A 19,633-nucleotide genomic window follows, 5' to 3' on the forward strand; every position below is an offset into this window, starting at 1 on the left:
CCAACGTCCATGGGCAGTACATCTAGGACACCAGCTGGGTGCGCAGGTGGGCGTCGACGGTGGCGGCCATGTCGACCGACGTGTCGTCGAGGAGCCACTGGATCTGCAGGCCGTCCATCAGGGCGATCAGCTCGCGCGCCGCCAGCGCCGGGTCGACCCCGGGCCGCAGGTCGCCGGCCACCGCGGCCGTCGAGTACGCCGTCTCGAGGTCGCGGACCAGGTCCCGATAGCGATTCACGAAGTACGCGTGTGCCGGGTGCTCGGCTGCCGTCGCCTCGGCCGACAGGACGGTGAACAGCTCGACGATCCCGCGCCGCGTGGCGTTGAGCCGGACCAGGTCGACCAGGCGCCGCAGGGCGGCGGCGCCGCGGGGATCGCCGAGGGTGATCCACTCCGCGTCGACCTCGTCGCGGTGCTCCAGCACGGCCAGCAGCAGCGATTCCTTGGTCGGGAAGTGGTGCAGGAGGCCAGGATGGGAGATGTCGCAGCGGGCCGCGATCTCCCGCAATGAGGTGCCGCGGTAACCGGCCTCGCCGAACAGCGCGGTCGCCTGATCGAGGATGTCCCGCCGCTTGGCGCGGCCCTTCGCGTAGCCCACCGGTAAATACTTACCAACTGGTCGGGATTCGTCTAGCGTCGGTTCCATGGATGTCACCCACCTCCAGCCCGCACCGGCGCTGCGCCGGGCACGGTTCGCCACTTCCACGATCTTCGCTGTCCATGGCGCCGTGACCGGGACCTTCGCCTCGCGTGTTCCGTGGGTGGCCGACCATGTCGGCACCGGGGCCGGCGGACTGGGCGTCGCGCTGCTGATGCCGGGGGTGGGCGCGCTGCTCGCCATGCCGATCTCCGGGCGGCTGGCGCACCGCTTCGACCTGCGGTGGCTCATCCGGGTGCTGATCGTGGGCTGGGCCGTGGCGCTGCTGCTGCCGGCCCTGCCGACCTCGCTGCCCCTGCTCTGCGTGACGCTGGTGGTCTACGGTGCGACGGCCGGCCTGGCCGACGTGGCGATGAACGCGCACGCCGTGGTCGTCGAGGAGCGCTACGAGCGGTCGGTGATGTCCGGCTTCCACGGCTGGTGGAGTGTGGGCGGCCTGGCCGGGTCGGTGGGCGGGGTGCTCGCCGCCCGCGCGGGGCTCGGCGCACCGCTGCACTTTGCCCTGACCACCGTCGCGTTGGTCCTGGTGGCGGGAGCGGTGTCGTTCTGGCTGCTGTCGCACCGGCCGGAGCCGACCCTGGACGAGCCGCCCGCGTTCGCCCTGCCGTCGCGCGAGGTGCTGCCGATCGGGCTGATCGGGCTGTGCGCCGTCTTCGCCGAGGGGGCCAGCCTCGACTGGTCGGCGGTCTACGTGCGGGACCTGCTGCACAGCCCGGCTTCGACCGCGGCCGCCACCGTCTCGATCTTCTCGGTCTGCATGGCGGTGGCCCGGTTCGGCGGCGACTGGGTGGTGCGCCGGCTCGGGCCGGTGACGGCGGTGCGGCTGTCCGGGGTGGTGGCGACGATCGGGGCGCTGATCGTCGTGCTGGCGACGCCGGTGAGCCTGGTCATCGCCGGGTTCGGGCTGCTCGGCATCGGCATCGCGGTGGTGATCCCGCTGGTCTTCGCGGCGGCCGGCCGGCTTCCGGGTCACCCGGGGCGCAACATCGCCGGCGTGGCCGGCATCGCGTACGGTAGTGGCCTGATCGCTCCCGGCGTGATCGGTGGCATCGCGCACGTGTCCAGCCTGACCGTCTCGTTCACGGTGATCGTGGGCCTGGTCGCCATCATGGGACTCGGCGCGGTGGTCCTTCGGCCTTCGGAAAAGTCCCTGTAACATACAACTATGAGTGATGACGCGGTGCTGGGCACGATCGAGACGCAGGTGGCGATGCTGATGCGGCTCGGTGAGGCCACCCGCCGCTCCACCGGGGTGCAGCCGCATCGCGCCCTCGACCGGGCCGCCTACGTGATCCTCCGGCAGTTGCAGCAGGACGGGCCGCTCAACGTCTCGGTGCTGGCCGCGGCGCTCAACCTGGACGGCTCGACGGTCACCCGGCAGGTCACCGCGCTGCAGAACGACCGGCTGGTCGAGCGGGAGCGGGATCCGAAGGACGGGCGGGGCACGGTCATCGCGGCTACGCCGCTCGGCCTCAGCCAGGTCGAGCAGGTGCGACAGGCCCGCAAGATCTTGTACGGGTCGGTGCTCGCCAACTACACCGAGCGGGAGAAGCAGGAGCTGGCCGCCACCCTCGAACGCTTCAACGAGGCGCTCGCCGACCACATGCGCACCCGGGTGTAGCCGTAGCGACATCGGGGAACTTCCATGCCCGTGCAGGCACTGACTCGCCGGATGTCCCGGCCCACGCTCATCCTGGTCGTCGCGCTGGCCGCGGTGCTGATCCTCGGCCTGGCCGCGATCCTGATCGGCGTCACCAATCGAGACGGCGACGGTCCGCATACGGTGACCGGATCCCGGGAGCGCGAGCAGAACGCCACGTTCGAGCTGCTCGACGGCGCCACCTCGGTCCGGGTGCGAGCGGAGAAGATCGACGACCTCTACCGGATCAGTACGCCGGACGGCAGCGGCCTGACCCCCAAGGCCGACCGGGACGACGCCGACGTACGCCTGCGCCTGGTGCCCGGCCCCGAAGCCGGCTCCGGCATCGTCGACGTGGTCCTGAACGCCGACGTCGGCTGGACCGTCCGGATCGCCGGCGGCACCCAGGAGACCTCGATCGACCTGGCCGGCGGTGTCGCCGACGGCGTGCAGCTGGCCGGCGGATCGAGCCGCATCGACGTGTCCCTGCCCAAGCCGGCCAAGCCGGTGGCGGTGGAGATGACCGGCGGGGTCGACCAGTTCCGGGTGCGGCTGGCCGCGGGCACCCCGGCCCGGGTGCAGGTTGGCTCGGGCGCCGGCCAGGTCATCCTGGACGGCCAGACCCACCAGGGCATCGCGGCCGGCCAGTCGTTCACGGCGAACGGCTGGCAGGAGGGCGTGGCCGGGGTCGACGTGCAGGCGCGGGCCGGCGTGGGCGCGCTGGTGGTCGGCGCGCAGTAGTTTCGTGGCCATGAATCCGTCTATCGCGGCGGTGCCTGGCACGACGACCTGCTGATGGGGATTCTGGCCCGGGAATGGTGGGCCGCTAACCCGTCCTGATTCCCCGGCCGGCGGCCGGGGACGGCCGTTCCGTGCACCCGGCTCGTCCCCTCGGCGGTTCGCCGATGGTGCGGTTGGGGGCCCCGACGGCGTACTCGTAAAAAGCGCGAGAAAGGCGAGAACGCCGCACCAAGTCTGGTTGCGGCGTTCTCCGACCCGGGAGCGGGTCCGGTTCTAGGTCGACGAGACCGTGTCGACCGGGGTTTGGCTCTTGTCGATGCGGGGGTCGCCCTCGTCGGCGAAATAATCGTCCGGAGTGGTGCCGTCGACGCCTTCCGGGGTTTTCATGGCCCGCAGGAAGAACGTCGCCATAACCGCCACGATCAGATTGACCGCCACCGCGACGAAACCGACGTAGATGGTCTTCTTGGTGTCGAAGCCGAACTCGGACAGCGGGAACGCGGAACCGCCGAAGTGGGCGCGTTTGGTGGCCGCGTTCGGGATCTGCCAGAGCATCCAGAAGGCGAGGCCCATGCCGGCCGCCCATCCGGTGATCAGCGCGCCGCGGTGCAGCCAGCGGGTGTAGAGGCCGAGCGCGACGGCCGGTGCCGTCTGCAGAATGATGACGCCACCGATGAGTTGCAGGTCGATGGAGAATTGCGGGTCGAGGAAGACGATGAAGGCGACCGCGCCGACCTTCACGACCAGCGAGGCGATTTTCGAGACCTGCGCCTCCTGGGCGTGGGTGGCGTCCCGCTTCAGGTATTCCTTGTAGATGTTGCGGGTGAAGAGATTGGCCGCGGCGATCGACATGATGGCCGCCGGGACCAGCGCGCCGATGCCGATCGCGGCGAACGCGATGCCGGCGAACCAGGCCGGGAATTTCTGGTCGAACAGCAACGGCACCACGGTGTTGCTGTCGACCGTGCCCTCTTTCGCGCCGGGCAGCGGCTTCACCCCGGCCGAGATGGCCATGTAACCGAGCAGCGCGATCAGACCGAGCAGGAAACTGTAGGCCGGCAGCGCCGACATGTTCCGCTTGATGACGTTGCGGTTCTTGCTCGCCAGCACGCCGGTGATGCTGTGCGGGTAGAGGAACAGCGCGAGCGCCGAACCCACGGCCAGCGTGATGTATTGAATCTGGTTGTTGGCGTTCAGCAGAATGCCGTCACCGGGCGCGGCCGTACCCTGGAATTTCTTGTCGGCGGCGTCGAAGATGTCGCCCCAGCCGCCCAGTTTGTAGGGCAGGTAGAGCACCGCGACGATGATGACGATGTAGATCAGGGTGTCTTTCACGAACGCGATCAGCGCGGGAGCGCGCAGCCCCGACTGATAGGTGTAGGCCGCGAGGATCGCGAACGCGATGATGATCGGCGCGTGCCGGGCGAGCGCGCTGTCGCCGGTCACGCCCATCGTCTTGAGCACCGCTTCGATGCCGATCAGCTGCAAGGCGATGTACGGCATGGTGGCGACGATGCCGGTGATCGCGATGACCAGCGCGAGCGTCGGCGAGTCGAACCGGCTGCGCACGAAGTCGGCGGGGGTCACGAAGCCGTGCCGATGCGAGACCGACCAGAGCCGGATCAGGATCAGGAAGAACAGCGGATAGATGATCACGGTGTAGGGCACCGCGAAGAAACCGGCGGCGCCGGCCCCGAAGATCAGTGCGGGCACGGCCACGAAGGTGTACGCCGTGTAGAGGTCACCGCCGACCAGGAACCAGGTGACCCACCCGCCGAAGCTGCGCCCGCCCAGGCCCCACTCGTCGAGGTGAGCCATGTCCTTCGGCGCGCGCCACCGGGCGGCCACGAAGCCGATGCCACTGACCAGCAGGAACAGAACCGTGAAGATGACGATCTCGGTGATGTGGTCGCTCATCGGGTCACCTCCGGGTCATCCGGTAGACGACGCTGGTGGTCACCACGCCCAGCAGGATGAAGGCGAACTGCAGCCAGTAGAACATCGGGAAGCCCCACAACCGCGGCGAGTCGTGGTTGTACAGGGGCGTCAGCAGGGGCACCACGATCGGGACGATGAGCAGCCAGTTCCAGGGGCTGCGATCGCTGCGGGCCGGTGGTGGCGTTTCGGGCTCGGCCATCAGCACACCTCCTCGCTTCTCTCAGGATCCACACAGACGCTAACGACGCGGGCCGGAGTCAGTCGATCACCGTGCGCCGAACGGGTGTGACGGTGCGCTTAACGGCACCGCCACACCGCGGTAACTTTTCTACCGGAGTCCGGCCGAGATCGCCTTGGTCAGCGACGCGTTGTCGTCGTCGCCGTCCAGCGACCACATCATCGCCCCGCCCAGGCCTTTCGCCCGGATGTAGCGCGTCTTCTGCAGCATCTGGGCCGGGTCGTCGTAGGTCCAGAAGGTGGTTCCGTCGAACAGCCACGAGTTGCCGGCTCGCCAATCCCGGTAGAGCTTGAAGCCGGGCAGGTTCTTCACCGTCTTGTAGTCCTCGGTCCCGTTCGCGAACACACCGATGGCCGGGCCGGTGGCGGTGGCGAACCGGCCGTTGCCGCCGCTGGTGATCCCGGTCCAGCCCTGGCTGTAGTAGGGCAGGCCGAGGACGAGCTCACTCCGCGGCGCACCCGCCCGCACCCAGGCGTTGACCGCGTTGTCCGCGGAGAAGTCCGGGTTGTCCGGCGCACCCCTGGGCACGAAGATCGACGACTGCTGGTTGGCCCGCAGTTCCCACGAGCCGTGGAAGTCGTACCCCTGGACGGTCCCGAAATCGAGGTACTTGAAGATCTTGCGACCCTCGAACCCGGCATCGATCTTCGCCGGCGAGGCCGGCAGGAACGCGGTCAGGTCGTAGTGCTTCCGGCCGAGTTGGTCGAGCTGTGCCCGGAACTCCGCGGCCAGAAGGGTGAAGTTCCGCTTGTCCTCGGGTCGGATGACATTGCCGACATTGCCCTCCGAACCCGGCCATTCCCAGTCGAGATCGATACCGTCGAAGATCCCCTTGGCCACGCCCGCGGGCAACCCCGGGAGGTTTCCCTTGATCCAGAGATCGATACAGGAGCTGACGAGTTTCTTGCGCGAGGCGTCGGTCCGGGCCGCGTCCGAGAAGTACGCCGATCCGGTCCAGCCGCCGAGCGAGATCAGCACCCGCAGCTTCGGGTTCTTCGCCTTGAGTTCGGCGAGCTGGTTGAGGTTGCCGGCCAGCGGCTGCCCCGCGACGTCGCCGACCCCGTCGACGCTGTTGGCGTCGGAGAAGGACGTTCCCCAGTCCGCCCACGAGTCGCCGGAGTCGCAGACCCCGGCCGCCGTGACCGGCCCGAACGCGTAGTTGAGGTGGGTGAGCTTCGCCGCGGCGCCGGAGTTCTGCACCTTGGCGAGCGGGAACCCGCGGCCGTAGATCCCCCACTGCGTGAAGTACCCGACCTTGACATATGACTTTCCGTGCGCCTGGGCGGCGCCGGGAGCGGCCGCCACCAGCGTGCCGGCCACCGCGGCGACCGCCACCAGGCGACGGGTGAGAACGCGCATGAGTCCTCCTATCCTTCAGGACAGTAAATAAAGTTTCCTGATTGAGGAAGCTAAACGTCCACACGGGAGTAGGGCAATGCCTGTAGCGGCCGGAAACTGACCGGAAGGCCGGTCATGCTTCGGTTATGACTGAGCTACTGGAAGATGTCCCGTTCGGCGGCGCCACGCTGAACCCGTTCGTGATCGTCGACGATGCCGCCGGTCTGATCGGTTTTGTGACCGAGGTGTTCGGCGTCGCGGAACTGACCGAAGCGCGCACGCCGACGCCGGACGGCAAGCTGATCCACGCCCAGATCCGGATGGGCACGGTCGACCTGATGTTCGCCGACCGGCTGGACGGCTGGCCGTCCCGGCCCGGGCTGCTGCAGGTGTGGGTGCGTGATGTCGGGTCGGTGCTGAAGCGGGCGGTCGAGCGCGGCGCCACCATGGTCACCGAGCCGACCCCGTTCTACGGCGAGACCACGCTGGGCCGCATGCTCGATCCGTGGCGGAACGTGTGGTGGCTGTGGGCGCCGGCCCCCGGTCAGCCCGACCCGGTCCCGCACTGGGCGGGCGGCGGCACCGACACCGTATTCGCCACCCTCGATGAGACATTGCGGAGTCTGGCCGACCGCTAGCGAACTCTATCCATATATCCCATCGGCTATATAGAGTACGACCCATGCGTCGTACTCTCGCTCTCGCAGCTGCCCTCACCCTCGCCGCAGCCGCCGCGCTCAGCGGATGCGGCGACGACGACACCGAAGCCGCCGGTGGCGGCAACCTCCGCATCGGATACCAGCGCTTCGGCGGATTGAGCCTGGTCAAAGCCCGAGGCGATGCGCCCGGCGTCACCTGGTCGCTCTTCGAGAGCGGGCCGGCGCTCACCGAGGCGATCAAAGCGGGCGCGATCGACATCGGGCAGACCGGGGAGGCGCCACCGATCTTCGCGGCCGCCGCCAAGACGCCGTTCAAGATCGCCGCAGTCGGTGCGCCCTCGCCGAAGAGCGAGGCCGTGCTGGTCAAGAAGAGCCGTGGCTTCAAGACCTTCGCCGACCTCAAAGGCAAGACGATCGCCCTCAACAAGGGCTCCAACGTGCACTGGCTGCTGGTCCGGCTGCTGGAGACCAGCCACCTGACGCTCGCCGACGTCAACGTGAAGTATCTGAAGCCGGCCGAGGGACGCCCCGCCTTCGACAACGACCAGGTCGACGCCTGGATCATCTGGGATCCCTACTTCGCGCTCGCCGAACGCGCCGACGTGCAGATCCTCGCCGACGCGACCGGCGTCGCGAACAACCGCGAATACATTCTCGTCGCCCAGGACGCAGCCGATAAGAAGACCGAGCAGATCAAGAGCTTCCTGACGACGTACGAGAAAACGACGGCCTGGGGAATCGCCCACCCGGACGAACGCGCCGCCGTTCTCGCGCCGGAACTGAAAATCGACGAGCCGACCACCAAGCGGGCCCTGGCCCGCGCCGCCCAGCCGATCGCCCCGCTGACCGACGAGATCGGCACCGAACTGCAGGGCATCGCCGACGGTTTCACCAAGCTGGAACTGATTCCCGGCAGCATCGACGTGCCGGCACTTCTCGACAAGCGCTTCACCGGCGCCGCGCAATGACGCTGGTAGCGGCGCCGCCGGCCACCGAGGCCCCACCGGCGCCGGCGAAAACGACGAGACGCTGGCGAAGGCTGGTCAGCCCACTGCTGATCCTTGCGCTGTGGGAGATCGCCGCCCGAGCCGGCCTCATCTCGGCGGACAAACTGCCCGCCCCCAGCACGGTCCTGCAGACGGGCTGGCGCCTGTCCCTGGACGGCACCCTCGGCCACCACCTGCTCGACTCGCTGACCAGGGCGGCCATCGGTCTGCTGATCGGCGGCACCCTGGCACTGGTGCTGGGCTCGCTGGCCGGCTTGCTACGCCTGGGCGACGACGCCATCGACCCACCGGTGCAGATGGCCCGCATGCTGCCCCACCTGGCCCTGGTCCCACTGCTGATCATCTGGGTAGGCATCGGCGAATCGATGAAAATCACGCTGGTCGCGCTGGGCGCGTTCTTCCCGCTTTACTTCAACACGTACGCCGGAATCCGCGACATCGACGAGCGCCTGATCGAGCTGGCCCGCACGTACGGCCTGGGCACGTGGCAGCGCCTGGTGCACGTGGTTCTGCCGGGCGCACTGCCGTCGCTGTTCCTGGGGTTGCGACTGGCGATCGGCGCGGCCTGGCTGAGCCTGGTGGTCGGCGAACAGACCAACACCCAGAACGGAATCGGCTTCCTGATGATGGAGGCCCGAGAGTTCAGCCAAACCGACGTGGTCGTCCTGGGCCTGTTCGTCTACGCCCTGCTGGGCCTGCTGTCCGACGTCCTGCTCCGGATCGCGGAAAAGCGAGCCCTCTCGTGGAGGCGGGGCCTCAAAGCAACGTGATCGCCGCGTCGCACGACGGATTCCGTCGTGAGGTTATGAGCAACCCGAGTCGGAGTCAATCCGATCAACTCACCGTAATCAACAAGAGCATGGACTCGGCATCGTCGTTTCGGTCCAAGGGCCACCCTTGTCGCAGGAACGTCGGCACCCAACAGAAGTATCTGCCGCGGTCGATTCAGAGGGAATGAGTAGCTGCGGAGATGAGCGAACTCTTCACTACCCGCATGATCGACGATATAGCCGATGGCGCGCAACAGCAGTACGGGTTTGCGGCAGGCCCCTGCGGGGCAGCACGCTGCCACGTCGCGCAGGGAAGTCGCGTTTTCCATTTCATTACCGGTGCGAGCCAGCAACGCTCAGGGCGGTTACGTCGCCTACGATAAACCTAGGTTTCCGCATCCGGGAGGACCGAGGCGAGGGTCAACTATTTATTAATCGCACTTAGGTCAAGTGTCTTGATCTGCTACCAGCGGCTGGGTTGGAGGTTTAATCGCTTGAGAACTGGTGCCAGTCTCATCCAGGAAGGCCGATTCAGAAAACGGGCCGAACGAATTAGTGAGATGTCCTACAGCAGAGACTTCAATGGGTGTTCCCCCTACGTTCGACATATATTTAATCATCTCTTCGTCGATTATCTGAGCCATCGTTGCACCTTTACCCTGGTGAACTTGCTGCCAGAGCCTCCTATTTGTTTGCCACCATCGACGGGAAACTGGGTTTCCGTAGACCTCAGGCGCCAGCTCGCTTCGAATTTCAGCTTCAACCACTTCTCCCATCTCGAAGCCGGCGAGCCAATGACGCATCCGAAGGGCGCAGAACATCCACTGTTTCGTCCGCGTTACCTCTTCGGACGTTTCAGCGCCGTAGCAGGGCATGTAGACATCAGGTTCGCTTATCGCCACGCGCATCAACTCTGTCTGCATCGCTCGGAATACCTGCTGCTCCGAAAGGCGCCTCTGCTTTGCCTGAGTAACGGCTGAAACGGAAACGGCAAATAATGCAGCCGCCGAAAATAGTGCGGCAGCAAAACCGTACGATTGTCCAGCCTCACTCAGGCGTGCCCAACTGTCCCCCGAAAATCTTCCGACTACGACGAGGAGGGCGAAGGGGGAAAACAGAAGGGCGACGAGAATAATGAGGGCGCCTCCGGCCTGCAGTACATATTTCCGGGCACTATTCAGTTTAGACATCACGCTCCATCCTCCTTTCTTCACCGAGTGTAATAGAGCTGTACAAACGGAAGTAGATCGTCATTTTCGTCGTCCGAACCAGGCTCGATCAAGAGAGCCTCCGGCAGGCAGGATCTCCGGCCCGGTACGGGGGATGAGCCTTCGGCGGTCAGAGCGACCGGCCCCGAGCGGCGCGGGATACCGGGCCCGGCGGGTAGCCGACGTACAACCTGGAGGCGATCCGGCCGCCCGGGCGGAGCCTGTGCGAAGGAATGCCCGCATAGGTAGGCGACACCGCTTATGGGAGAAAACTGGAGACGATCCGGTAGAGGGTCACCAGCTCAATTCGCTCCCGTCGAACCCAGGGCCAACATCATGAGCGGAACATGTATTCATCCGCCGAGGTGCCGGATCGATCCTGGGGTGGACACGGACCATGTCCGGGGTTCGGCCCGGACGTCCCCTTCTTTGCAGACCGTCACTGGGCCATCTAGCCCAGCAAAGGCTGACCTGCATTGACCGACGCACGAACGCCAGCTCAGTCAGGGTACTAAATGGCTTGGCCAGGAGAATGACAGGCGAGTCGGCCGTACGCCGACTTCTGTGGCCGTGGCGTGGGCCGCCGGAGCCCCTGTCCATTTCTCATGAGTTCTGGCTCGGCGGTGAGTCGTCGCTGGAACGTAGCTGGGCTACCACCCGGTCGAGGAGGGGGCCTAACTCCTCCGCGTCTTCCATCTCCACGTACTCGCATACCGGGTCCTCCGCACCCGCCGGAAGATAGTCCGCGTCGGCCCATCCCCCGGCGTAGAGCACGAACTGCGCGAAGACGAACTCCGTGCGCCCCTCGATCGCCAACCCCACCGACATGGGGCGTCGCGTCTCGCGCCGGTCCTCGTGCAGGGGTGCGGGCCACTCGACGTCGTTGTCCATCCACGTGGGTGGGCGCACCGTCAGTCCCCAGGCCGACCAGACGGGTACGCGTTCGGCGATCAGAACGGCGGCCCGGTCCAGGTCAAGATTGCTCAGATCGATCCGGCGTTCCATCTCAGCGCAGGTGGGACGTCTCGTTCACGGAGCGGACCGCTATGTTGCCGTCCGGCCAGATGTCCATGGTGGAGACGCCGGCCGCGTCCAGGAACATTCTGTGCAGGAACGCGTCGGACGCGGCCAGGGCGTCCTTCAGGATCAGCTTGATCGGGGAGACGTGGGAGACCACGACCACCACGCCGCCGGCGTACTCGTCCTTGATCGTTGCCAGGACGCCTCGGACCCGTTTCGACACCGCGCGGAACGACTCGCCGCCGGGCGGTGCCACCCCGGCCGAGGCCAGCCACTCGCGCATCTCGTCGGGCCAGCGCTCCTGGACCTCGGCGAAGGTCAGGCCCTCCCAGTCGCCGAAGTCGCATTCGATCAGGTCGGGGACGACGGTGACGGGGATGCCGCCCACCTCGGCGGCGATCAGTTCCGCCGTACGCGTACATCTGCCCAAGGGTGAGCTCAGGACGGCCGTGACGTCACGGCTGATGCCGGCGACGCGGCCGCCGGCCGCCATCGCCTGCGCCTGGCCCTCGTCGGACAGGGGCACGTCGCCGCGGCCGGAGTAGCGGCCCTGCTTCGTCAGTGCCGTCTCGCCGTGCCGGACCAGGATGATCCGGGTGGCGTTGTCCAGCGACGGGGGCGCCCAGGAGACGGGGGCCGCCGCCGCGTCGAGGTCGAGCGGGGCCGCCGAGCGCGGGATCTTGCCGGTTGCCTCGTCCATGGCGCGGTTGGCCAGCGCGTCCGCCGCCTTGTTGCGTTCCCGGGGGATCCAGTCGAAGGTCACCTTGTCGAAGTGGGTGACCAGCTCAGCGGCGGTGGCCGCGAGGGGGCGCAGGCCGGGGTGCTTGATCTGCCAGCGGCCGGACATCTGCTCGATGACCAGTTTCGAGTCCATCCGGACGTCGACCTCGGTGGCGTTGAGTTCGCGCGCTGCCTTGAGGCCTTCGATCAGGCCGGTGTACTCGGCGACGTTGTTGGTCGTGGTGCCCAGGGAGCCGAGGCGTTCCAGCAGGATCTCGCCGGTCGGGTGGGCGCGGACGACCGCGCCGTAGCCGGCCGGTCCGGGGTTTCCCCGGGATCCGCCGTCGGCCTCGATCGCGACTCTCACAGCCCGGACTCCGCCGTGCGCACCATGATGCGGCGGCATTCCTCGCAGCGGACCACGTCGTCGGCCGCGGCCGCCTTGACCCGGGCCAGGTCGGCGCCGTACAGCTCGATGCGGCAGCCGCCGCAGCGGCCCGAGCGGAACAGGGCGGCGCCGAGGCCGGATTCTGTACGGATCTTGTCGTAGAGGGTGACCAGGTCGGCGGGGAGGTCGGCGGCGAGCGGGCCGCGGCTGGAGTTCTTGAACTCCGTCTCCTTGGTGATGTCGGTCAGTGCCTCGTCGCGGCGGCGTTCGGCCTCGTCGCGGCGGGTGGTGGCGGCGGCGAGCCGGGCGATGACCTCGGCCAGGGTGGCTTCGGCGGTCTCCTTCTGCTCCATCAGCTCGAGTTCGGCGTCCTCCAGCTCCGACTGCCGCCGATTGAGGGTGGCCAGCTCGTGCTGCAGACCTTCGATCTCACGGAGGGCGCCGCCGCCGTCGAGGCGTTTCTGGTCGCGCTCCTTGCGCTGGCGTACCTGCTCGATGTCCTTCTCGAAGCGGCTGATATCGCGGTCGATGTCGTCGACCGCGACCTGCGCACGGACCCGTTCGTCCTCCAGCGCGGACAGCTCCCGCGACACATTGTCGATCTCGGCGAGCTCGGGGAGCGACTTCCGCCGGTGGGCGAGCTGGGCCAGGGCGGTGTCGACCGCCTGCAGGTCGAGCAGGCGGCGCTGGGCTTCCGGGGAGGCCTTCATGGCTGGATCTCTTTCTCCGAGGAACTGAAAGCATGAATGGTCCAGGGGTCGGTGTCCACGTCGGACACCGTGACCGCGACGTCGAACTCGCCGCGCAGCCATTCCGCCACTTCGTCCAGCCAGGGGCGTTCGGTCGCCCAGTGGGCGACGTCGAGCAGCGCGGGGCCGTTCTCGGCGAGATGCTCACTGGCGGGGTGGTGGCGGAGGTCCGCGCAAACGTACGCGTCGACTCCCGCCCTCGTCGCATCGGCCAGGAACGAGTCGCCGGCGCCGCCGCACACCGCGACGGTGCGGATGGTCCGGGCCGGATCGCCGGCGGCCCGGATGCCGGCCGCGGTGACCGGCAGCCGGTTCGCCGCGAAGCCGGTGAACTCGGCAAGGTCCATCGGCTCGGGGAGCTCGCCGATGCGGCCGATGCCCCGCCCTCCGCCGGTGGCGGCCGGCACCAGGGGGCGCAGGTTGCCCAGGTCGAGCCGTCCGGCCAGCGCGTCGGAGACGCCGGGGTTGGCCACGTCCGCGTTCGTGTGCGCCGCGTAGAGGGCCACGTCGCCGCGGATGAGCCGGTGGATGATGCGCCCCTTGTAGGTGTCGGGGGCGATCGTCGACACCGGTTTCAGCAGCAGCGGGTGGTGCGCCACGATCAGGTCGGCGCCCTCGGCCAGTGCCTGGTCGACGATCTCGGGGACGCAGTCGACCACGCAGAGGACCCGGGACACGGAGTGTTCGAGGTCACCGAGCACCAGGCCCACCCGGTCCCAGGACTCCGCCCAGTCCCGGGGGTAGCGCCGGTCCAGGGCGTTCACCACGTCCAGAACGGTGGGTGGTGCGGCGTTGTCGGTCACGGCCGACAACTCTATCGGGCTAGCCGACCGCGCCCGGCTCGACTCGGCTGCTCATCGTCACCGGATTGCTGACCGCCTGCAGGGCGCGCCGCCACGGGAACTGTCCGCGGTAGCGATCCGTCTGCCCGGGGCCGCCCAGCCGGCACACGTCCTCGCCGTACAGGACGTGCACACCCCAGTCGCGTAGCTTGGCGAGACTCTCGTGCAGCGCGGGGTGCAGGGCCATCACCTTGTTGGTGTACGGGACGACGGCGGTGGGCACGCCGTACCCGTAGCCCTCGACGAGCAGGCCGAGAACCAGTGTGTCGGTGATCCCGGCGGCCCACTTGTTGACCGTGTTGACCGTGGCCGGCGCGACGATCATCGCGTCCGCCTCGGGCAGCATGTCGGGGTCGCCGGGACTCTTGTAATAGGTACGTACCGGATGTCCGGTCTGTGCCTGGAGTGCGGCCACGTCGACGAACTTGCGACCGTCCGGCGTCGTGATCACGCACACGTCCCAGCCTTCCTGCTGGGCCAGGCCAACCAGAATGCCGACATCACGGGCGATAGGGGAGCCACAGACCAGGATGTAGAGCACGCCCGGCGAGGGGTTACCGGTAATCACGCGAAGACCCACCCCTGTGCCGGCCTGCGTTCCTCGACTCGGCGATCATTCGCCGTTGTGGCCAGGGCTCGTAGCCTCCCCGCTCCACTCATACGCCGACTCCCATCTGCTCGGCCAGCTCCGCGATCGGAGCCGGCGGCGTGCCACGCGTCCGGCGAAGCACGTCGGATAGAACCTCGTGGGCGAGCGGGCGGCAGCGGATTTCCGACGGGGCGAGCCGGTCACCCTCGAGGAGCATCTCGCTGGCCTTCTCGATGTTGCCGATCTGCGTGTAGCCGCGGGCGATGTCCAGGTAGTGGTGCGCCCGCCGCTCGGGCAGCATCGCGTTGAAGCCCACCGGGTTGAGAAGTTTCTCGTGGGTCTCCACCGCCATGCGGCCGTCGCCGAGCTCGACCGCCGTGGCGCAGCGGTGCAGCTGCACGTTGGTCGGGCCGAAGCTGGTCCAGTAGTGGTTGAAGTCGCCGCCGAGCTCCAGCGACGCCTGTTCGGCGCCGCAGAGCAGGTCGCGCACGGTCGCGCTGTCGCCGATGCGCGCCGCCGCCATCGCACCGTTGAGCAGCAGCATGCCGTACACCGAGAGCCGGTCGGGATGGGTCTGATCGCGGCTGGGCGCGAGCCGGTTGGCGATGTTGACGTTCACCTCGAGCGAGGGACGCACCCGGCCGAGAGCCAGCAGCGCGCTGCCGACCCGGTAGCTGGCCAGCCCGGCGAGCAGCTGGTCGCCGGCTCGCTGGGACACCGCGATGGACCGGTCCGCGGCGAGCCAGGACAGCTCGTGCTCACCGACCTTGCGCAGCGCCGAGGAGGCGATCTGGTAGACCTGCCCGAGCAGGTGGGCAGCGTCCTTGGCCTCGGCCGTGGTCGCATGCGCACTGTCCGCCGCCTGCGCGTCGCGCAGCAGTTTGGGCAGTGCCCGGGCCAGGACGCCGTACTTGGCGTGCTGGTAGGTCAGCCAGGCGTGGCTGACCGCTTTACGCATTTCCGTCAATGGTGGCGAGTTAGGCACAGCCTGGAAGAACGCGCTCATCTGGTCATAACGCTCCAGAGCCGCGCGAATCTCCTCAACTTCCACCTGGTCGATGCAGTTCTGCGTTTCCGGCCGGCGCTCCACGTCCTTGCCCAGCAGCAGCTGGACGTCGACCTGGAGTACGTCGGCGATCTCGTAGACCACGGAGAACTTGTCGAGTCGGCGGACCCCGCGCTCCACCTTGTCGACCCAGCTCTTGGACTTCCCCAACCGGTCCGCGAAGACCTGCTGGGACATCTTTCGTCGGCCGCGCCAGTAGGCGACGCGGCGGCCGATCGGCAGCTCGTCCACGGTGCCTCCCCCGACTCCCCGGCGACCCCCGCCGGCGAGCCCTTGTGTCAACTGCAGTCTGAACACTTCACGCGTACGTGTGTCGCACAGCGTGTGTGATCGCCTGCTCACCGATGCTCGTAGTTTTCGTTGCAACTTGCAAAGGGTGAATCTGACGAGCCCAACGAGGTGTGTCGGGCTTGGATACGGCACCGGCGGCTGTTATGGCCGTCGGTCCACCCGGAAGTCCTCCTAGGCCGAAGGTTGTGGAGCCATGCAGTGGACCGCCAATCATCCGTTCGTCCCATGGGAGCGGAGCCGGCTGCGCCGGCACGCGCTGCGGTACGCCGCCCACGGCTGGGCCGTGACGCCGGGCGCCTGGCTGACCGGGCACCGATTCGCGTGCGGCCGGCCAGGCTGCCCGATCATGATGTGCCACCCGGCCCTGGAGTCCTGGGAGGACAACGCCACCACCGACACCGGCCTGGTGCACCGGTGGTGGCGGCACCGCCCGCACAGCGTGCTGCTCGCCACCGGCCGGCGCTTCGACGTGCTGGAGGTGCCGGCCTCGCTCGGCCTGCAGGTCTTCGGCATGGCCCGGTTGCACCGGGCCGCCGGGCCGGTCGCGGTCACCGCGGCCGGGCGCTGGATGTTCCTGGTGCGGCCGGGCGCCCCGCTGCGCGACGAGCTGGAGCACCGGCTGGACGTGGTGCGGCACGGGCGTGGCTCGTGGATCCCGGCCGCGCCGAGCCGGATGCTGGAAGGGCCGGTGCGCTGGGCCGTGCCGCCCGAGCGGACACAGTGGACGCTGCCCGCGCCGGAGATCGTCCAGGACCTGCTGGTGGCGGCCATCGGGGCGGTTCGCGAACCCCGGATCACCGTGCCGCGGCAACTGTCCACCAGCCGGCGAGCCGGATGAGGGCGCTAACGTCCGACCGACCGCCGGATCGTTGACGCTGGTAGCGGACGGTACACGGGCATCGGCGGGGGCACGCATGTCGACAGACAACGTAGTTGCATTCTGTGTGATGGTCGAGTCACACAAAGGAGTGAACCTGCGTGATCGTGGCGCCGGTACTCGGCCCCGCGGGTCACGCCCCGTCGGCTCCCGTCCGCCGGGAACTCCCCGGCGCAGCTGACGGCCGGGCCCGGACGTGGATCCGGGCACCCTGCTGGTCGAAGATGGTGAGGAACTCGACCGCCTCCCCGGCGCTGCCGAACCAGTGCGGTGTCCGGGTGTCGAACTCCGCCGCCTCCCCGGCCGGCAGGACCAGGTCGTGCGGGCCGAGGATCAGGCGGAGCTTGCCGGTGAGCACGTAGAGCCATTCGTAGCCCTCGTGCGTCTTCGGGTCGGGCTTCTGCCGGGTGTCCCCCGCCGCGATGATGTGCTTGAACGCCTGCGGGCCGCCCGGATTACGGCTCAGCGGCAGGATCAGCTGACCGAACCGTTCAATCGGCCGTGCGTACACCCGGGGGTCGCCGGTCTGCGGCGCGCCGACCAGTTCGTCCAGCGGCACCCGGTGGGCCTGGGCCAGCGGAAGCAGCAGTTCCAGGGTGGCCTTGCGCTGCCCCGACTCGAGCCGGGACAGGGTGCTGACCGAGATCCCGGTGGTCTCGGCCAGCGCGGCGAGCGTGATCCGCGACTTGCGGCGCAGCGCCCGCAGCCGGGGCCCGACCTCGCGGAGCACGTCATCGGTAGGGGTCACGGCACCAATGATGCGGCAGCGGCCAGCTCCCGGTAGGCGTCCAGGACCACCGTCGTCCGGTCGGCGAGCTCCGGCGCGGACTCGGCGGGCGGCGCACCGGCGGTGAGCCGGGCCAGGACCTGCTCGGCCTGCCGGGCGGTCGCGCCGATCCGCTGCTCGCGGACGAACGTCTCGCCGGCCAGCGCGGTCTCGTCGATGCTGCGCAGGATGCGGTTCGCCTGCGCGGCCGAGTCGAGCCACAGCTGTTCGGTGCGCTGCCGCTGCTCGGCGAGGGCGAGCGCGGCCGGGCTGTCGGCCGGCACGTCGGCCATCCGTACGTTCCGCAGGCCGGTCCGCAGGGCGCGGATCTCCTGCCGCCGGACCAGCAGGCTGGCCAGGTCGTCGAGGGCGTGGGTGAGGGTGGCGTCGGCGGCGTCCGGGTCGATCATGCCGGGCAGCGCCGGCCAGGTGCGCCGGATCCGGCGGGCGACGGCGACGGCACGGCCGTAGGCCGCACGCTCCTCGGGCGTACGCAGGACGCGCGCGCCGGGATCACGCGGGATCGCGAAGGTGGTGCGCTGCGCGCGGCGCCGGTCGTCCCAGCCGGCCAGGCCGACGGTGACCAGGATGATAACGGCCGGCAACCAGGCGGGCAGCCCGGCCGCGAACATCAGGGTGGCGACGAGCACCAGCGGAAGGCTCAGCCGGGCCAGGAAGGTCACCCGGACCTCGCGGCTTCGCCCGCTCGGCGTGACCGGAAGGAACTCGGTCACGGTTCCGGTGCGGGTGCGGCGGGTGCGACCGGTCCGGGTCTTCAGCGGGTACGCCGAGACCACGGTCTTCTCGGTATCCGCGCCGATGAACAGCTCCGCCACTACACCCCTCCCCTGGTATCCGGGCGGGCCCGATCGCCGAGGGGATTTCCGACCGGGGCCCGCCCACCGGCGGGTGCTCCCCGCCAGGCAAGTGTTGGATCGGTTCCGCCCCGGGTCGAGTTGAATGTTCACTCGTTGCTTCCCGGTTGCCGTCCGGTGGGGCACTCACCCGACGGTGATCGATGTAGCCTCTCCGGGTGACTGCCGTCGATCTGATCCTGCGCAAGTTCGACGGTTCACCGCACCGCCAGGTCACCGGCCGGTTGCTCGGCGAAGATGCGTACGGCACGTGGCTGGCCACCCCGCGCGGCAGCGTGGTCAGCTATCACTACGGCAGCCGGCCGACCGGGCTGACCCGGGCCGACGCGGTCCGGCTGATCCCGGCCGAGGGCTGGTGGATGGCGATGTGCCTGGCCGAGCCGGACGCCCGCGACATGTACTGCGACGTCACCACCCCGGCCCGGTGGACCGGCCCGGCCGAGATCACCGTGATCGATCTCGACATCGACCTGGTCCGCTACCGCGCCGACGGCCGGGTGGAGGTCGAGGACGAGGACGAGTTCGCCGAGCACCGGATCTCGCTCGGTTACCCCGACGAGATCGTCCAGGGTGCTCTGCAGGCGGTGGCCGAGCTGCGCGAGGCCCTCACCCAGAACGACGAACCGTTCGCCGACCACTACCGCAAGTGGCTCGGCCAGGTGGGCCGGGCGTGACCGCGCCGGCCGCCCGCCTCCGCTGATCCCGAAACTGTCAGAGGGTGACCCTAATGTCACCCCCATGAATGACACCGCGCTCCAGTCGTCCCCCATCACCCTCGACCGCCGCGTGGTCCTGGGCGACACCGACTACCAGGTGACCGCCTTCCCCACCGACGACCACCGCATCGACCTGTGCATCGTGAGCACCGATCCCGACGGCCAGGTGATCAGCGAGCTCAGCGCCGGCCTCTGCCCCGCCGACCTGCCCAACGTGACCGAAGTCCTGACCTCGACCCTGGCCGGCCTGATCGCCATGACCCAGCCCCCACCCCACTAGCCCACCAGCCCACTCCGCAGGCGCACCCCGGCAACGCGGGCCAGCCGGGGTCCGCAGGCTCACCTCGGCAACGCGGGCCAACGCGGGCCAGCCGGGGTCCGCAGGCGCACCCCGGCAGCGCGGGCCAGCGGGGTCCGCAGGCGCACCCCGGCAACGCGGGCCAGCCGGGGTCCGCAGGCGCACCCCGGCAGCGCGGGCCAGCGGGGTCCGCAGGCGCACCCCGGCAGCGCGGGGCGTCCGGGGGCTCGGCCCCCGGAG

Annotated in this window: 22 protein-coding genes; 9 read left to right on the plus strand and 13 right to left on the minus strand. The window is 68.7% G+C overall.

From position 1 onward, the window contains the following. Nucleotides 1–22: 22 nt before the first annotated feature. Nucleotides 23–598: a TetR/AcrR family transcriptional regulator gene (locus tag Ato02nite_RS49780; RefSeq protein ID WP_213013761.1), complete on the minus strand. Its 576-nt coding sequence runs from the start codon at nt 596–598 to the stop codon at nt 23–25. Nucleotides 599–644: 46 nt separating this feature from the next. Between Ato02nite_RS49780 and Ato02nite_RS49785 the strand changes: the two genes are divergently transcribed. The 3 genes from Ato02nite_RS49785 to Ato02nite_RS49795 are packed head-to-tail and all read left to right on the plus strand — an operon-like array spanning nt 645 to nt 3,038. Beyond that, nucleotides 645–1,814, plus strand: coding sequence for an MFS transporter (locus Ato02nite_RS49785; RefSeq protein WP_213013762.1), 1,170 nt, complete (start codon nt 645–647; stop codon nt 1,812–1,814). Between the two features lie 9 nt (nt 1,815–1,823). Next, nucleotides 1,824–2,279, plus strand: a complete 456-nt coding sequence (locus tag Ato02nite_RS49790) for a MarR family winged helix-turn-helix transcriptional regulator (RefSeq protein ID WP_213013763.1) — start codon at nt 1,824–1,826, stop codon at nt 2,277–2,279. A gap of 24 nt (nt 2,280–2,303) precedes the next feature. Then, nucleotides 2,304–3,038 carry a hypothetical protein gene (locus Ato02nite_RS49795; protein ID WP_213013764.1) on the plus strand — a complete coding sequence of 245 codons (735 nt, stop codon included), beginning with the start codon at nt 2,304–2,306 and terminating at the stop codon, nt 3,036–3,038. A 273-nt stretch (nt 3,039–3,311) separates the two neighbouring features. Here the strand turns inward: Ato02nite_RS49795 and mctP are convergent, their stop codons facing one another. The 3 genes from mctP to Ato02nite_RS49810 form a co-directional block, all read right to left on the minus strand. Then, nucleotides 3,312–4,955, minus strand: coding sequence for a monocarboxylate uptake permease MctP (gene mctP / locus Ato02nite_RS49800; protein WP_213013765.1), 1,644 nt, complete (start codon nt 4,953–4,955; stop codon nt 3,312–3,314). A gap of 4 nt (nt 4,956–4,959) precedes the next feature. Further along, nucleotides 4,960–5,181 carry a DUF3311 domain-containing protein gene (locus Ato02nite_RS49805; RefSeq protein ID WP_438873136.1) on the minus strand — a complete coding sequence of 74 codons (222 nt, stop codon included), beginning with the start codon at nt 5,179–5,181 and terminating at the stop codon, nt 4,960–4,962. A gap of 123 nt (nt 5,182–5,304) precedes the next feature. After that, on the minus strand, nt 5,305–6,573 hold the full coding sequence (locus tag Ato02nite_RS49810; RefSeq protein ID WP_213013767.1) for a glycoside hydrolase family 18 protein: 1,269 nt from the start codon (nt 6,571–6,573) through the stop codon (nt 5,305–5,307). A gap of 125 nt (nt 6,574–6,698) precedes the next feature. Here Ato02nite_RS49810 and Ato02nite_RS49815 point away from each other — a divergent pair, with 125 nt between their 5' ends. From Ato02nite_RS49815 to Ato02nite_RS49825, 3 genes are read left to right on the plus strand one after another with little or no spacing between them, the layout of a single operon-like run. Then, nucleotides 6,699–7,190: a VOC family protein gene (locus Ato02nite_RS49815; RefSeq protein WP_213013768.1), complete on the plus strand. Its 492-nt coding sequence runs from the start codon at nt 6,699–6,701 to the stop codon at nt 7,188–7,190. 44 nt (nt 7,191–7,234) lie between these two features. Beyond that, nucleotides 7,235–8,179, plus strand: a complete 945-nt coding sequence (locus Ato02nite_RS49820; RefSeq protein WP_213013769.1) for an aliphatic sulfonate ABC transporter substrate-binding protein — start codon at nt 7,235–7,237, stop codon at nt 8,177–8,179. Then, complete coding sequence (locus Ato02nite_RS49825; protein WP_213013770.1) at nt 8,176–8,988, plus strand: ABC transporter permease; 813 nt, start codon at nt 8,176–8,178, stop codon at nt 8,986–8,988. The genes Ato02nite_RS49820 and Ato02nite_RS49825 overlap by 4 nt, the downstream gene beginning before the upstream one ends. A gap of 446 nt (nt 8,989–9,434) precedes the next feature. On the opposite strand, the gene Ato02nite_RS49830 is transcribed toward Ato02nite_RS49825, so the two are convergent. The 7 genes from Ato02nite_RS49830 to Ato02nite_RS49860 all read right to left on the minus strand — a co-directional run bounded on the left by Ato02nite_RS49830 (nt 9,435) and on the right by Ato02nite_RS49860 (nt 15,801). Further along, nucleotides 9,435–10,178 (minus strand): DUF6082 family protein, encoded by a 744-nt coding sequence (locus Ato02nite_RS49830; protein WP_246608241.1) that lies wholly within the window; start codon nt 10,176–10,178, stop codon nt 9,435–9,437. 621 nt (nt 10,179–10,799) lie between these two features. After that, nucleotides 10,800–11,201 carry a hypothetical protein gene (locus tag Ato02nite_RS49835; RefSeq protein WP_213013772.1) on the minus strand — a complete coding sequence of 134 codons (402 nt, stop codon included), beginning with the start codon at nt 11,199–11,201 and terminating at the stop codon, nt 10,800–10,802. A gap of 1 nt (nt 11,202) precedes the next feature. Then, entirely contained in the window at nt 11,203–12,342 is a 1,140-nt protein-coding gene (locus tag Ato02nite_RS49840) for a bifunctional RNase H/acid phosphatase (RefSeq protein ID WP_213013773.1), read from the minus strand. Next, entirely contained in the window at nt 12,300–13,034 is a 735-nt protein-coding gene (locus tag Ato02nite_RS49845; protein WP_213013774.1) for a zinc ribbon domain-containing protein, read from the minus strand. Before Ato02nite_RS49845 ends, Ato02nite_RS49840 begins: the two co-directional genes overlap by 43 nt. Continuing rightward, a complete protein-coding gene (locus Ato02nite_RS49850; protein ID WP_438873137.1) occupies nt 13,031–13,885 on the minus strand; it encodes a Nif3-like dinuclear metal center hexameric protein in 855 nt (284 codons plus the stop codon). The genes Ato02nite_RS49845 and Ato02nite_RS49850 overlap by 4 nt, the downstream gene beginning before the upstream one ends. Before the next feature lie 10 nt (nt 13,886–13,895). Continuing rightward, a complete protein-coding gene (locus Ato02nite_RS49855; RefSeq protein ID WP_213013776.1) occupies nt 13,896–14,483 on the minus strand; it encodes a flavoprotein in 588 nt (195 codons plus the stop codon). Between the two features lie 88 nt (nt 14,484–14,571). After that, the gene (locus Ato02nite_RS49860; RefSeq protein ID WP_213013777.1) at nt 14,572–15,801 is read right to left on the minus strand and encodes a helix-turn-helix domain-containing protein; all 1,230 of its coding nucleotides are present in this window, start codon (nt 15,799–15,801) and stop codon (nt 14,572–14,574) included. A 253-nt stretch (nt 15,802–16,054) separates the two neighbouring features. On the opposite strand from Ato02nite_RS49860, the gene Ato02nite_RS49865 reads away from it, so the two are divergent. Further along, nucleotides 16,055–16,699, plus strand: coding sequence for a bifunctional DNA primase/polymerase (locus Ato02nite_RS49865; protein ID WP_213013778.1), 645 nt, complete (start codon nt 16,055–16,057; stop codon nt 16,697–16,699). 172 nt (nt 16,700–16,871) lie between these two features. On the opposite strand, the gene Ato02nite_RS49870 is transcribed toward Ato02nite_RS49865, so the two are convergent. Together Ato02nite_RS49870 and Ato02nite_RS49875 are read right to left on the minus strand one after the other, a co-directional pair. Next, the gene (locus tag Ato02nite_RS49870; protein ID WP_213013779.1) at nt 16,872–17,486 is read right to left on the minus strand and encodes a helix-turn-helix domain-containing protein; all 615 of its coding nucleotides are present in this window, start codon (nt 17,484–17,486) and stop codon (nt 16,872–16,874) included. Then, a complete protein-coding gene (locus Ato02nite_RS49875) occupies nt 17,483–18,340 on the minus strand; it encodes a hypothetical protein (protein WP_213013780.1) in 858 nt (285 codons plus the stop codon). Before Ato02nite_RS49875 ends, Ato02nite_RS49870 begins: the two co-directional genes overlap by 4 nt. A 197-nt stretch (nt 18,341–18,537) precedes the next feature. Here Ato02nite_RS49875 and Ato02nite_RS49880 point away from each other — a divergent pair, with 197 nt between their 5' ends. Both Ato02nite_RS49880 and Ato02nite_RS49885 read left to right on the plus strand, forming a co-directional pair. Next, complete coding sequence (locus Ato02nite_RS49880; RefSeq protein WP_213013781.1) at nt 18,538–19,053, plus strand: DUF402 domain-containing protein; 516 nt, start codon at nt 18,538–18,540, stop codon at nt 19,051–19,053. 64 nt (nt 19,054–19,117) lie between these two features. Continuing rightward, a complete protein-coding gene (locus tag Ato02nite_RS49885) occupies nt 19,118–19,375 on the plus strand; it encodes a hypothetical protein (protein ID WP_246608240.1) in 258 nt (85 codons plus the stop codon). Nucleotides 19,376–19,633: the final 258 nt, after the last annotated feature.

It is taken from the genome of Paractinoplanes toevensis (assembly GCF_018332695.1).
Taxonomy (GTDB): domain Bacteria; phylum Actinomycetota; class Actinomycetes; order Mycobacteriales; family Micromonosporaceae; genus Actinoplanes; species Actinoplanes toevensis.

Coding starts and splice junctions, on each gene's coding strand:
- Ato02nite_RS49835 (WP_213013772.1), bottom strand. CDS start 11,201: ATGGAACGCCGGATCGATCTGAGCAATCTTGACCTGGACCGGGCCGCC.
- Ato02nite_RS49845 (WP_213013774.1), bottom strand. CDS start 13,034: ATGAAGGCCTCCCCGGAAGCCCAGCGCCGCCTGCTCGACCTGCAGGCG.
- Ato02nite_RS49885 (WP_246608240.1), top strand. CDS start 19,118: ATGAATGACACCGCGCTCCAGTCGTCCCCCATCACCCTCGACCGCCGC.
- Ato02nite_RS49815 (WP_213013768.1), top strand. CDS start 6,699: ATGACTGAGCTACTGGAAGATGTCCCGTTCGGCGGCGCCACGCTGAAC.
- Ato02nite_RS49830 (WP_246608241.1), bottom strand. CDS start 10,178: ATGTCTAAACTGAATAGTGCCCGGAAATATGTACTGCAGGCCGGAGGC.
- mctP (WP_213013765.1), bottom strand. CDS start 4,955: ATGAGCGACCACATCACCGAGATCGTCATCTTCACGGTTCTGTTCCTG.
- Ato02nite_RS49790 (WP_213013763.1), top strand. CDS start 1,824: ATGAGTGATGACGCGGTGCTGGGCACGATCGAGACGCAGGTGGCGATG.
- Ato02nite_RS49785 (WP_213013762.1), top strand. CDS start 645: ATGGATGTCACCCACCTCCAGCCCGCACCGGCGCTGCGCCGGGCACGG.
- Ato02nite_RS49810 (WP_213013767.1), bottom strand. CDS start 6,573: ATGCGCGTTCTCACCCGTCGCCTGGTGGCGGTCGCCGCGGTGGCCGGC.
- Ato02nite_RS49865 (WP_213013778.1), top strand. CDS start 16,055: ATGCAGTGGACCGCCAATCATCCGTTCGTCCCATGGGAGCGGAGCCGG.
- Ato02nite_RS49840 (WP_213013773.1), bottom strand. CDS start 12,342: ATGCCGCCGCATCATGGTGCGCACGGCGGAGTCCGGGCTGTGAGAGTC.
- Ato02nite_RS49825 (WP_213013770.1), top strand. CDS start 8,176: ATGACGCTGGTAGCGGCGCCGCCGGCCACCGAGGCCCCACCGGCGCCG.
- Ato02nite_RS49795 (WP_213013764.1), top strand. CDS start 2,304: ATGCCCGTGCAGGCACTGACTCGCCGGATGTCCCGGCCCACGCTCATC.
- Ato02nite_RS49820 (WP_213013769.1), top strand. CDS start 7,235: ATGCGTCGTACTCTCGCTCTCGCAGCTGCCCTCACCCTCGCCGCAGCC.